The 12,225-nt window shown below is 51.3% G+C and carries 10 protein-coding genes; 5 read left to right on the plus strand and 5 right to left on the minus strand.

The window, feature by feature from the left end:
- Position 1: 1 nt before the first annotated feature.
- Positions 2-277: a PTS sugar transporter subunit IIB gene (locus tag FE839_RS08820; protein WP_138360459.1), complete on the minus strand. Its 276-nt coding sequence runs from the start codon at positions 275-277 to the stop codon at positions 2-4.
- Between the two features lie 122 nt (positions 278-399).
- Between FE839_RS08820 and FE839_RS08825 the strand changes: the two genes are divergently transcribed.
- Complete coding sequence (locus tag FE839_RS08825) at positions 400-1,248, plus strand: MurR/RpiR family transcriptional regulator (protein WP_138360460.1); 849 nt, start codon at positions 400-402, stop codon at positions 1,246-1,248.
- 95 nt (positions 1,249-1,343) lie between these two features.
- Here FE839_RS08825 and pflA read toward each other — a convergent pair whose 3' ends face one another.
- The 4 genes from pflA to ycaO all read right to left on the minus strand — a co-directional run bounded on the left by pflA (position 1,344) and on the right by ycaO (position 7,737).
- Positions 1,344-2,084, minus strand: coding sequence for a pyruvate formate lyase 1-activating protein (gene pflA, locus FE839_RS08830; RefSeq protein ID WP_138360461.1), 741 nt, complete (start codon positions 2,082-2,084; stop codon positions 1,344-1,346).
- 315 nt (positions 2,085-2,399) lie between these two features.
- Positions 2,400-4,682 (minus strand): formate C-acetyltransferase, encoded by a 2,283-nt coding sequence (gene pflB, locus FE839_RS08835; protein ID WP_138360462.1) that lies wholly within the window; start codon positions 4,680-4,682, stop codon positions 2,400-2,402.
- Positions 4,683-4,733: 51 nt separating this feature from the next.
- Positions 4,734-5,591, minus strand: a complete 858-nt coding sequence (focA, locus tag FE839_RS08840) for a formate transporter FocA (protein WP_138360463.1) — start codon at positions 5,589-5,591, stop codon at positions 4,734-4,736.
- A gap of 385 nt (positions 5,592-5,976) precedes the next feature.
- Positions 5,977-7,737: a 30S ribosomal protein S12 methylthiotransferase accessory factor YcaO gene (gene ycaO, locus FE839_RS08845; RefSeq protein ID WP_138360464.1), complete on the minus strand. Its 1,761-nt coding sequence runs from the start codon at positions 7,735-7,737 to the stop codon at positions 5,977-5,979.
- Positions 7,738-7,852: 115 nt separating this feature from the next.
- Here ycaO and FE839_RS08850 point away from each other — a divergent pair, with 115 nt between their 5' ends.
- The 4 genes from FE839_RS08850 (at position 7,853) to cmk (ending at position 12,194) form a co-directional block, all read left to right on the plus strand.
- Positions 7,853-8,545, plus strand: a complete 693-nt coding sequence (locus FE839_RS08850) for a DUF421 domain-containing protein (protein WP_138360465.1) — start codon at positions 7,853-7,855, stop codon at positions 8,543-8,545.
- Positions 8,546-8,731: 186 nt separating this feature from the next.
- The gene (gene serC, locus FE839_RS08855; RefSeq protein ID WP_138360466.1) at positions 8,732-9,820 is read left to right on the plus strand and encodes a 3-phosphoserine/phosphohydroxythreonine transaminase; all 1,089 of its coding nucleotides are present in this window, start codon (positions 8,732-8,734) and stop codon (positions 9,818-9,820) included.
- 73 nt (positions 9,821-9,893) lie between these two features.
- On the plus strand, positions 9,894-11,177 hold the full coding sequence (gene aroA / locus FE839_RS08860) for a 3-phosphoshikimate 1-carboxyvinyltransferase (RefSeq protein ID WP_138360467.1): 1,284 nt from the start codon (positions 9,894-9,896) through the stop codon (positions 11,175-11,177).
- A 333-nt stretch (positions 11,178-11,510) separates the two neighbouring features.
- Positions 11,511-12,194 carry a (d)CMP kinase gene (gene cmk, locus FE839_RS08865; protein ID WP_138360468.1) on the plus strand — a complete coding sequence of 228 codons (684 nt, stop codon included), beginning with the start codon at positions 11,511-11,513 and terminating at the stop codon, positions 12,192-12,194.
- The last annotated feature ends 31 nt before the right edge of the window (positions 12,195-12,225 follow it).

Consider the following 12,225-nt stretch of genomic DNA (forward strand, 5'->3'; position numbering starts at 1 on the left):
GTTAGTTGCTTTGAACGATGTCAGTGAGCGCAGATTCCATTTCTTCGCTGTTCATCAGATCGGTGATGCCGACCGCCCTGAATCCGGCGGCTTCGACTTCCTCGGTGAGATCGCGCATAGTGATGACGAAATCAATATCTTGCCAGGTGCGCAGACCTGAGAGGACATCGTGTTCCAGTTCGATATCCCAGCCGTGTTTGTCGATAATTTTTTGCGCTTTTATTTTGAGCATTAAGGAACTGCCCATACCGGTACGGCAGACGATGAGACCTTTCATTCGATGTTCTCCTGTTTGTAAAAATAATTATTTTTATTTGTTTATGTGGGATAATAATTATTATCCTTGCGGTGAAATGAAAGATGTGACTGTGTTTGCATTTTGAGCAAATAAGGCAAAATATGAGCCAGATAGACACTAATTTGTTGATAAACATAAGAAACGGAGCTTCTGAACTAAGCCCGATCCTGGAAAAAGTTGGCCGTTTCATTACGGAAAATCCTGACTTTGTGATGCGCCACACGATCTCAGAACTTGCCGATTCCATTGATACCAGTGAGGGGAGCATTACCCGTTTTTGTCGGGCCTTTGGTTTTAAAGGTTTCTCGGATTTCCGAACCGCGCTGGCGATGGAGCAGGGCGCCGCGCGTTCGGACGACAGCGGTAATGAAGAGATAGCTCCAGTGCTGGCAAGCATCCGCGACAGTAATGCCATTGTTGATAATCAGGAGTTGAAAGCGGCGGCGGACTGGCTTAATAGCCTGAACAGTATTGCGATTTATGCGGTAGGTACCGCGGTGCCGGTGGCGTTATTCCTGCAGATGAATTTAATCAACATGGGGAAGGCGGCCAGTTTTGTCGATCGCTCCTATCCGGCCGCCATGCCGTTGTTAACAGATAATCAAAAAACCGGCATTATCGTCGTACATAGCGAACAGGCATCGGCGGATATGATGCAGGCTCTGTCCATGGCAAAGCAGCAGGGGGTGAAAATATTGTCGCTGACGCGCGGGACGTTTGCGCCATTGGCGCGTTTGTCCGACTGGAACCTTCAGGCGGCGGTTGCGTTGCAAGGGGAAGGGGAATCCGGATTTGCTGAAATTGCGGGGGCGATGATGGTGGCTGATCGGATTCTTAACGCGCTGGAAGAACAGGATGAACGCTATGCTGAATATCGTAAAGCGCATCAGAAGCGCATTTTCTCGATTGAGAGCGTGGCGAATAAGTTGTCGGAATACTTTATGTCCTGATCTCCATCCCCTGGAAAATACGCATTCCTGGCCACACAGGGTATATCGGGAATGCCGTGCAGGGCATTGTCCCGCCCTATTGCGGGACACACAGCCTAGTACATGACTTTATGACCATAAAGTTCGAGAATCCCCTTTACGCGCTCCATGGTCTCTTTTTTCGGCGGATGGACGCCATCCAGCTTGTACTCTTCACCCATCGCCACCCATTTATGTTTGCCCAATTCGTGATAGGGCAGTAGTTCGATCTTTTCAACGTTACCCATATCGCGGGTAAATTCGCCGAGGCGATGAGCAGAGTCGTCATCGTCAGACCAGCCCGGCACCACAACGTAGCGAATCCAGGTTTTAATTCCCTTTGCGGAGATGTATCTGGCAAACTCCAGCGTGCGATGGTTGGATACGCCGACCAGATTCTGATGGATTTCGTCATTCATTTGTTTGAGATCGAGCATCACCAGGTCAGTGACTTCCAGCAGTTCATCGATCACCGGATCGTAACGGCGCACAAAGCCATTGGTGTCGAGACAGGTATGAATACCTTCTTTCTTACAGGCGCGGAACCAGTCGCGAACAAATTCAGCCTGCAGAATGGCCTCACCGCCGGATGCCGTCACGCCGCCGCCGGACGCGTTCATAAAATGGCGATAGGTGACGACCTCTTTCATTAGTTCTTCAACGGTTATCTCTCTGCCTGCGTGGGTATCCCAGGTGTCACGATTATGGCAATAGAGACAACGCATCAGACAGCCTTGAAAGAAAGTAATGAAGCGGATCCCCGGGCCATCGACGGTGCCACAGGATTCAAAGGAGTGAATACGGCCAATTGTTGACATTGCGGTGATATCTCCAGATTCGGCCCGTCCGGGGCCGTGTTAGTGCACAGTTATTAACTGTGTCGAGTCTGTTTTGGCAGTCATCCATTGAGTATAGATAGCTGCCGAAAGAGACTTAGGTGTTAAAAAGGCCCCACTTACGTGGAGCCTTTATTGTACGCTTTTTACCGTGCGATTTCAGTCAATACCCTTCGTCTTTCACGTTGAATCTTTGTTGGCTGCATTCAGTTACCCGAATCACTTACTGGCGTAAGCTCTTCGGGATTCGTTCACTTGCCGCCATGATGCAACCCGAAATCCATTGGGTAACACCAATTACATGGTCTGAGTGAAGGTACGGGTGATAACGTCCTGCTGCTGTTCTTTAGTCAGTGAGTTAAAACGCACTGCGTAACCGGATACGCGGATGGTCAACTGCGGATATTTTTCCGGGTTTTCCATTGCGTCGAGCAGCATTTCACGGTTCATAACGTTGACGTTCAGATGCTGACCGCCTTCGATGGACGCTTCATGGTGGAAGTAACCATCCATCAGGCCCGCCAGGTTGGTTTTACGCACTTCATCGTCTTTACCCAGTGCGTTCGGCACGATAGAGAAGGTGTAAGAGATACCATCTTTCGCGTAAGCAAACGGCAGTTTTGCAACGGAGGTCAGAGAGGCAACGGCACCTTTCTGGTCACGACCGTGCATTGGGTTAGCACCCGGTCCGAACGGCGCGCCAGCGCGACGACCATCCGGGGTGTTACCGGTTTTCTTACCATACACAACGTTAGAGGTGATGGTCAGAACAGACTGAGTCGGGATAGCGCCGCGGTAAGTGGTCAGTTTCTGAATTTTCTTCATGAAACGTTCCACCAGGTCAACCGCCATGTCATCAACGCGAGAGTCGTTGTTACCAAACTGCGGGTATTCGCCTTCGATTTCGAAGTCGACAGCCAGGCCGTCTTCGTCACGAATCGGTTTCACTTTCGCATATTTGATGGCGGACAGGGAGTCAGCAGCAACGGACAGACCTGCGATACCACACGCCATGGTGCGGATAACGTCACGGTCGTGCAGCGCCATCAGAGAGGCTTCGTAGCTGTATTTGTCGTGCATGTAGTGGATAACGTTCAGCGCGGTGACATACTGTTTCGCCAGCCAGTCCATGAAGTGATCCATACGCTCCATCACTTCGTCGAAGTTCAGAACGTCGCCTTTGATCGGGGCAGATTTCGGACCAACCTGCATTTTCAGTTTTTCATCAACGCCGCCGTTGATGGCGTACAGCATGGTTTTCGCCAGGTTAGCACGCGCACCGAAGAACTGCATTTGTTTACCAACGATCATCGGGCTTACGCAGCAAGCGATCGCGTAGTCGTCGTTGTTGAAGTCCGGACGCATCAGGTCATCGTTCTCATACTGCAGAGATGAGGTATCGATGGATACTTTAGCGGCGAATTTCTTGAAGTTCAGCGGCAGTTTTTCGGACCACAGAATGGTGATGTTCGGCTCCGGAGACGGCCCCATGGTGTACAGGGTGTTCAGGAAGCGGAAGCTGTTTTTGGTGACCAGAGTACGGCCGTCAACGCCCATACCGCCGATGGATTCAGTTGCCCAGATCGGGTCGCCGGAGAACAGTTCATCGTATTCCGGAGTACGCAGGAAACGCACCATACGCAGTTTCATGACCAGGTGGTCAATCATTTCCTGTGCTTCTTGCTCGGTAATTTTACCGGCTTTCAGGTCACGTTCGATGAAGATATCCAGGAAGCTGGAGGTACGGCCGAAGGACATGGCCGCGCCGTTCTGAGATTTAACGGCAGCCAGGTAGCCGAAGTAAGTCCACTGAATTGCTTCCTGAGCGTTGGTAGCCGGACCAGAGATATCGCAGCCATATTTAGCCGCCATCTCTTTAATCTGACCCAGAGCGCGGTGCTGTTCAGCGATTTCTTCACGCAGACGGATAGTCGCTTCCAGGTTTACGCCATTCTCCAGATCGGACTGCAGAGAGGTAAACTGCGCGAATTTGTCTTTCGCCAGGTAGTCGATACCGTACAGCGCAACGCGACGGTAGTCGCCGATGATACGGCCGCGGCCATAGGCATCCGGCAGACCGGTGAGAACACCGGATTTACGGCAACGCAGGATGTCCGGCGTATAAACATCGAACACGCCCTGGTTGTGTGTTTTACGGTATTCAGTGAAGATTTTTTTCAGCATCGGGTCCAGTTCGCGATTGTACGCTTTGCAGGAACCTTCAACCATTTTGATACCGCCAAACGGGATAATCGCACGTTTCAGCGGTGCTTCAGTCTGCAGACCAACGATTTTCTCAAGCGCCTTATTAATGTAGCCAGCGTCATGAGCAGTGATGGTGGAAGCAACGGAGGTGTCAAAGTCAACAGGCGCGTGAGTGCGGTTTTCCTGTTTAACGCCTTCCATTACGCTGTCCCATAGCTTGGTGGTCGCGTCAGTTGCGCCAGCCAGGAAGGACTCATCACCTTCGTACGGGGTATAGTTTTTCTGGATGAAGTCGCGGACGTTGACTTCGTTCTGCCAGTCACCTTTCGCAAAACCTTCCCAGGCTGTGGCTAACTTTTCATTAAGCTCGGACATGTAACACCTACCTTCTTAAGTGGATTTTTTATTTACTGCCTGAAACAACCTTTAGTGATGGTTATCGCCACGCAGGTAAATCACCCAGTATGTCAACCCAACCAGTAAACCACCGCCGATGATGTTCCCGATAGTTACCGGAATCAGGTTATCAGTGATGAAATTCATGACGGTCAGGTGAGAGAAATTTTCCGGGGTTGAACCAACAGCGGTCCAGAACTCCGGACTCGCAAAGTCGCGAGTGATGATGCCCATCGGGATCATAAACATGTTCGCGATACTATGCTCAAATCCGCTGGCAACAAACATTGCCACCGGTAAAACCATAATCATGGCTTTATCCATCAGGCTGCGGCCAGAGTAACTCATCCATACTGCAAGGCAGACCATCAGGTTTGCCAGGATACCCAGACATACGGCTTCAATAAAAGTATGGTGCATTTTGTGGTCGGCGGTTTGCAAGACGTTAAGTCCCCACTGACCGTTGGCAACCATATATTCGCCTGAAAGCCACATTAGCAACACAAAGAGTAAGCAGCCAATCAGGTTACCAACATAGACATTGAGCCAGTTTTTCGCCAGTTGACCCCACGTAATTCTCCCGTTGGCTTTCGCGACAACGATAAGTACGGTTGAGGTGAACAGGTCGGCACCGCAAATAACGCAAAGAATCAAACCCAGTGAGAAGCAGATACCCCCAATCAGTTTGGCAACACCAAAAGGCATCCCGGCAGTGCCGGTTGTTGCTGTAATATAGAAAACAAAAGCGATAGAGATGAAGACACCTGCGGTGATAGCCAGATAAAACGTCTTTATCGGATGTTTTGTCGCTTTATAGACACCTGCTTCTTCGGCGACTTTCGCCATTGCGGCAGGAAGTAAAAGATCAAAAGGGTTGTCAGCTTTCACACTAACTCTCTCTTTATGTAAGTTGGCGGTGAGATACTAACAAAGCATTATAGAAGGGAATTTGATATAGATCATATCCGGCCGGAACTATAGGCCTTTTTAGTGTGTGGGATAGGCTGTAAATGATATTAACTTATTGTTTTTTAATTAAAAAATAAATTTTAAAATTTACAAATAATGTTGATTTTTTTCATTTTGCTCCCGTTTTTCGGTTAATTAAAATGGGGTATTTTTATTAAAATTAACAATATTTGCGTGTTGTTTTATTATTTCTCACCACTAATTAACTTTATTGATACAAATAATGCAGAGCAGGTGGGAAAAGTTAAAAAAAAGGGGCGTCGCCGCCCCCACAAGGCATGTTTTCTGGGCTGCAAATGAATGCTTATTTACTCCAGAAGGTAGTTTTTGCGCGCTGTAGCTTTTCATAGGCCTTCAGCAATGACTGATGAGCCGGGAAAGCCCGCAAATCGCCGTCAATGGCCTGTAAGCCATAGAATGGCGCTTCACCGCTGAGCGCGGCGCTGGCGGCCTCAACCGTTTCGGCGCCGTACATGCGGACAAAAGCGTTCAGGTATTGCAGCGGCTGGCGCTCCTCTTCCAGGCTCAGCAGCAGTAAGGTTTGCAGGCAGCGGTAGTAGTTGGAGCGTTCGGCGCTAAAGATTGAAGCGTTGAATTCCATGGTCCACTCGGTCCAGATCAATGCCTGTTCAATATCGCCGCCCGCCAGCGCCAGCATCGCTTTCAGTTCACCGATGCGCAGCGTATACCAGCCGTTGTCTTTACCGGTCGCCAGGCCCAGCAGTTCACGTACGCGGGTGAAATCATCAAGGCCTTCGTCATCTATCTGTTCAATAAGCGCCAGATAATCTTCTTTTTCCCACTCGCTTCCCGGCAGGGAAAGAAGGGTTTCTCGCAGATGCGCGCCCATATTGTTATTTGCCAGCCAGAGATCTTCCGCCGGGTAGATATCGGACATACCCGGGACGATGATCCGGCAGGCGTAGACGCCCAGATGTTCGTAATCGGCGATATAAACGTCTTTATCTTCTTCCTTAAAGATAGCCATCAGGGTGGCGAACTCTTCATCCGTGGTGCCGGAGAAGCTCCAGTCCACAAACGGGTAGTCGGCATCCTGCTTAAACATATCCCACGAGATCAGGCCGCTGGAATCGATAAAGTGGGTTTCAAGGTTCGCATGTTCAGCCACTTCTTCATCATCGAAGGTGGGAGGCGTGAAGACATCGAGATCTTTCAGGCTGCGGCCCTGCAGCAATTCGGTGACGGTACGTTCAAGCGCCACGCCGAAATCAGGATGCGCGCCGAAGGAGGCGAAGCAGGTGCCGTTAGTTGGGTTAAACAGCACTACGCAGATCACCGGATATTTACCGCCCAGCGAACCGTCGTAGGCGAAAATCGGGAAGCCTTCCGCCTCCAGCTTATTGATCGATTCTACAACGCCCGGATAGCGCGCCATCACTTCTGCCGGAATCTCCGGCAGGCTGATGCTTTCGGCGATAATACGGTTTTTAATATGGCGCTCAAATACTTCTGACAGGCCCTGAACGCGGGCTTCGTTGCGGGTATTGCCCGCGGACATCCCGTTAGAGACGTACAGGTTGCCAACGATATTCATCGGAATGTAGACCGTCTCGCCATCGGACTGACGGGTGAACGGCAGACCGCAGACGCCGCGATCGTCATTACCTGACTGCAAATCGACCAGCATGCTGGCGGTTAACTGATCGTCAGGATCGTAGAACGCGCGCAGGCGGGCATCCAGCAGCCCTTCCGGCACGGCGTCATCATTGGTTAACGGGAACCATTTTTCATTCGGGTAGTGAACAAAAGGGCCGTTGGCGATAGTGTCGCCCAGCCAGAAATCGGCAAAGAAGTAGTTAGTGGAGAGACGCTCAAAGTATTCTCCGAGCGCTGAAGCCAGCGCGGCTTTTTTGGTCGCGCCTTTGCCGTTAGTGAAACACAGGGCGCACTCTTTATCGCGGATATGCACTGACCAGACGTGCGGCACCGGGTTGAGCCATGAGGCCTCTTCAATATCAAATCCGAGGTCGAGCAACTTCTGCTGGAAGCGAGCGATGGAATCTTCCAGGGCGGCATCTTTGCCGGGAATAAATGTTTGAGTCATGGCAGTCACTTTTATCGTACGGAAAGCGCGCAATGATACGGGTTTTAGATGGCAGGTGCCATCTCCATCGTCTGGCTATGCTTAAGATGACTTAACAACTGCTCAGGCGGTAACCATGAAGACATTTGACTGGCATCGTATGGCGCTTGATAAAGTGCCTGTAGACTTTCTGGCCGAGGTGGCGTTACGCAGCCTTTATACCTTCGTACTGGTATTTATTTTCCTGAAAATAACCGGGCGGCGCGGCGTTCGCCAGATGTCGCTGTTTGAAGTATTGATCATTCTGACTCTTGGATCAGCGGCGGGTGACGTCGCGTTCTACGACGATGTCCCCATGCTACCGGTGCTGGTGGTTTTTATTACTCTCGCAATATTGTACCGATTGATTATGTGGCTGATGGGCCATAGCGAAACGCTGGAAGATTTACTCGAAGGTAAGCCAATTGTGATCGTCGAAAACGGCGAGCTGGCATGGGAAAAACTGCGGGCAGAAAACATGACCGAGTTTGAGTTTTTTATGGAACTGCGGATTAGCGGGGTTGAACAACTGGGACAGGTCAGATTGGCCATTCTGGAAACCAACGGCCAAATTAGCCTTTATTATTATGCCGATGAGGATGTTAAGGCCGGGCTTTCCATTCTTCCTTCACGTTTTAACGAACGTTTTACCACCATTCCCCGAAATGACGAGTATGCCTGTGTTCGCTGTAGCGCGATTCTTAGTCTGCGGGCCGGTGATAAACAATTATGTCCACGCTGCGCAAATGCAGAATGGTCAAAGGTCAGTCGCGCAAAAAGAGTTACCTGACAGCAATTATGTCGGTTTTATGACGTCGGGCTGGCAGATTCTTTTGTCCGGAGGCGGCTGCATTTCTCTGCGTCTCAGTTTTAGCCATTGCGGTGTGTGTCACTGAATGATAAAACCGATAGCCACAGGAATAACTTATGCCCGCGACGGTTCGCGGGTAAATAACATAGCAAGTGGTGAGGGGAAATGGCTCAGGTCTATAACTTCAGTTCAGGCCCGGCAATGCTGCCGGCGGAAGTACTCAAACAGGCTCAGCAAGAACTGTGTGACTGGAACGGTTTGGGAACTTCGGTGATGGAAATTAGCCACCGTAGTAAAGAGTTCATTAAGGTGGCGGAAGAAGCGGAACAGGATTTTCGCTCCCTGCTTAATATCCCTTCCAACTACAAAGTATTATTCTGCCACGGGGGAGGGCGCGGGCAGTTTGCTGGCGTTCCGCTGAACCTGTTGGGCGATAAAACCGCTGCAGATTATGTTGATGCCGGTTACTGGGCGGCCAGCGCGGTAAAAGAAGCGCGTAAATACTGCAATCCGAACGTGATTGACGCTAAAACTACGGTTGACGGTCTGCGCGCGGTTAAGCCGATGAGTGAATGGCAACTGACGCCGGGAGCCGCGTATCTGCATTACTGCCCGAATGAAACCATCGACGGTATTGCTATTGATGAAACCCCGAATTTTGGCAACGATGTGATTGTCACGGCGGATTTCTCGTCGACTATTTTGTCGCGGCAAATTGACGTTAGCCGCTATGGCGTGATCTACGCGGGCGCGCAGAAAAACATTGGTCCCGCAGGTTTGACGCTGGTTATCGTGCGCGACGATCTGCTGGGTAAAGCTAACGTAGCCTGTCCGTCGATTCTCGACTATTCCATTCTGGCTGAGAATGATTCGATGTTTAACACGCCGCCGACATTTGCCTGGTATCTGTCTGGTCTGGTGTTTAAATGGCTGAAAGAGCAGGGCGGTGTTGCCGCAATGGATAAAATCAACCAGCAGAAAGCCGACTTACTGTATGGCGTGATTGATAACAGTGATTTCTATCGCAATGAGGTCGCCGCCGGAAACCGCTCGCGCATGAACATACCGTTCCAGCTGGCGGATAGCGCTCTCGATAAACTGTTCCTCGAAGAGTCTTTCGCTGCCGGTCTGCATGCGCTGAAAGGCCACCGCGTCGTGGGCGGCATGCGCGCCTCCATCTACAACGCAATGCCGCTAGCGGGCGTGAAGGCGCTGACTGACTTTATGCTGGACTTCGAACGCCGTCACGGTTGATCGCTGCCCCGTTTTTCATCCCCCGCAGCCGGTCTGCGGGGTTTTTATTCTGTTTGTTTGAGAGTTGAGTTTAATGGAATCCCTGACGTTACAACCCATTGCACGCGTAGATGGCACGATTAACCTGCCCGGGTCCAAAAGTGTTTCTAACCGTGCCCTGTTGCTGGCGGCATTAGCGGGAGGCACGACGGTGCTGACTAATTTGCTGGACAGCGACGACGTCCGCCACATGCTGAATGCCCTTAGCGCTCTGGGAGTTCATTACAATTTGTCATCCGATCGCATTCGCTGCGAAGTCACCGGTAACGGCGGCCCCTTGCAGGCGGGGAAAGCATTAGAACTGTTCCTCGGCAATGCCGGAACCGCGATGCGTCCGCTGGCGGCGGCACTATGTCTTGGGAACAATGATATTGTGTTAACCGGCGAGCCGCGGATGAAAGAGCGTCCAATTGGCCACCTGGTTGACGCACTGCGTCAGGGTGGGGCGCAAATCGATTATATGGAGCAGGAAAACTACCCGCCTTTGCGCCTGCGCGGCGGTTTCAACGGCGGCCAGGTTGAAGTCGACGGTAGCGTTTCCAGCCAGTTTCTCACCGCGCTGTTGATGACCGCGCCGCTGGCGCCGCAGGATACGACAATCGCAATTAAAGGCGACCTGGTGTCAAAACCGTATATCGACATCACGCTGAACCTGATGAAAACATTCGGCGTTGAGGTTGAGAACCAGAATTATCAGCGTTTTGTGGTGCAAGGCGCACAGCAGTATCGTTCACCGGGTCAATATCTGGTGGAAGGCGACGCGTCATCTGCTTCTTATTTCCTTGCCGCAGGCGCCATTAAAGGCGGAACGGTGAAAGTGACGGGGATTGGCCGTAACAGTATGCAGGGCGATATTCGCTTTGCCGATGTGCTGGAGAAAATGGGCGCAACCGTTATCTGGGGCGATGATTTTATTGCCTGCACGCGTGGCGAACTGAACGCTGTCGATATGGATATGAACCATATTCCGGATGCGGCGATGACGATTGCGACCGCCGCGCTGTTTGCCAAAGGCACTACCACGCTGCGCAATATCTACAACTGGCGCGTCAAAGAAACCGATCGTTTGTTTGCGATGGCGACGGAACTGCGTAAAGTGGGCGCGGAAGTGGAAGAAGGGGAGGATTACATCCGTATCACTCCGCCGACGAAATTGCAGTTTGCTGAAATCGGCACCTATAACGACCACCGTATGGCGATGTGCTTCTCGCTGGTGGCGCTTTCCGACACGCCGGTAACTATCCTCGACCCGAAGTGTACGGCGAAAACTTTCCCTGATTACTTCGAGCAACTGGCGCGAATCAGTACGCTGGCCTGATTGCGCTGAATTATTTTTTATGAACTTCAGCGACCAGATAAGTCTGGAGTAAAGCGGTACCGCTCACCAGCCCGTCAGCGCAATAGCGGGGCAATGGGGGACAAGCACGAAAGGTCCCCCATGCCATCTTTGCGGGCGCATAATTGCTGAGAAAAGTAAAACTTCGTCGCCTTTCCGGCTGATGTTCTGTCAGCCGCTATAATTGAGTCATTATTCCGCGCTGGATTTCCTGTTGTCCGTAATTTGCAAGCAATGCTCACTTTCCGTCGTATAGATGCGTATAATGCGCTGCGTTTATTTATAGAGTTACGCGCCTTGCTGAAGGAGAAAAAGATGACGGCAACTGTTCCGGTAATCACCATTGATGGGCCTGGCGGTGCGGGCAAAGGCACGTTGTGTAAGGCAATGGCGGAAACGCTGGGCTGGCATTTGCTGGATTCAGGGGCGATTTATCGCGTCCTTGCCCTCGCTGCGCTGCATCATCATGTTGATATCGAATCTGAAGACGCGCTGGTGCCGCTGGCTGCGCACCTGGATGTTCGCTTTATTTCCACTGACGGCAGCCTGGAAGTCATCCTTGAAGGTGAAGACGTTAGCGCTGAGATTCGCACGCAGGAAGTGGCGAATACCGCCTCAAAAGTGGCGGCTTTCCCTCGGGTGCGAGAGGCATTGTTGCGTCGGCAACGTGCTTTCCGTGACTTGCCCGGCCTGATTGCCGATGGACGCGATATGGGAACCGTCGTATTTCCGGATGCGCCGGTGAAAATTTTCCTTGATGCTTCCGCGCAAGAACGTGCGCGCCGCCGTATGCTTCAGTTGCAGGAAAAGGGCATTAGTGTTAACTTTGATCGCCTTTTATCCGAGATAAAAGAGCGTGATGACCGCGATCGTAATCGCGCAGTCGCCCCGCTTGTCCCGGCTGCTGATGCGTTAGTTCTTGATTCGACGGAACTAAACATCGAGCAAGTGATTGAAAAAGCGCTACAATATGCGCGCCAAAAACTGGCGCTCGCTTAAGTGCGACCGATTTAGCAGTACCCCCGCTGCA

Origin of the sequence: Klebsiella indica (genome assembly GCF_005860775.1) — a bacterium.
GTDB classification, from domain to species: domain Bacteria; phylum Pseudomonadota; class Gammaproteobacteria; order Enterobacterales; family Enterobacteriaceae; genus Klebsiella; species Klebsiella indica.

Excerpts from the sequence above, each read along its gene's own strand:
- FE839_RS08820 (WP_138360459.1), bottom strand. The coding sequence starts at position 277 with ATGAAAGGTCTCATCGTCTGCCGTACCGGTATGGGCAGTTCCTTAATG.
- FE839_RS08825 (WP_138360460.1), top strand. The coding sequence starts at position 400 with ATGAGCCAGATAGACACTAATTTGTTGATAAACATAAGAAACGGAGCT.
- pflA (WP_138360461.1), bottom strand. The coding sequence starts at position 2,084 with ATGTCAACAATTGGCCGTATTCACTCCTTTGAATCCTGTGGCACCGTC.
- pflB (WP_138360462.1), bottom strand. The coding sequence starts at position 4,682 with ATGTCCGAGCTTAATGAAAAGTTAGCCACAGCCTGGGAAGGTTTTGCG.
- ycaO (WP_138360464.1), bottom strand. The coding sequence starts at position 7,737 with ATGACTCAAACATTTATTCCCGGCAAAGATGCCGCCCTGGAAGATTCC.
- FE839_RS08850 (WP_138360465.1), top strand. The coding sequence starts at position 7,853 with ATGAAGACATTTGACTGGCATCGTATGGCGCTTGATAAAGTGCCTGTA.
- serC (WP_138360466.1), top strand. The coding sequence starts at position 8,732 with ATGGCTCAGGTCTATAACTTCAGTTCAGGCCCGGCAATGCTGCCGGCG.
- aroA (WP_138360467.1), top strand. The coding sequence starts at position 9,894 with ATGGAATCCCTGACGTTACAACCCATTGCACGCGTAGATGGCACGATT.
- cmk (WP_138360468.1), top strand. The coding sequence starts at position 11,511 with ATGACGGCAACTGTTCCGGTAATCACCATTGATGGGCCTGGCGGTGCG.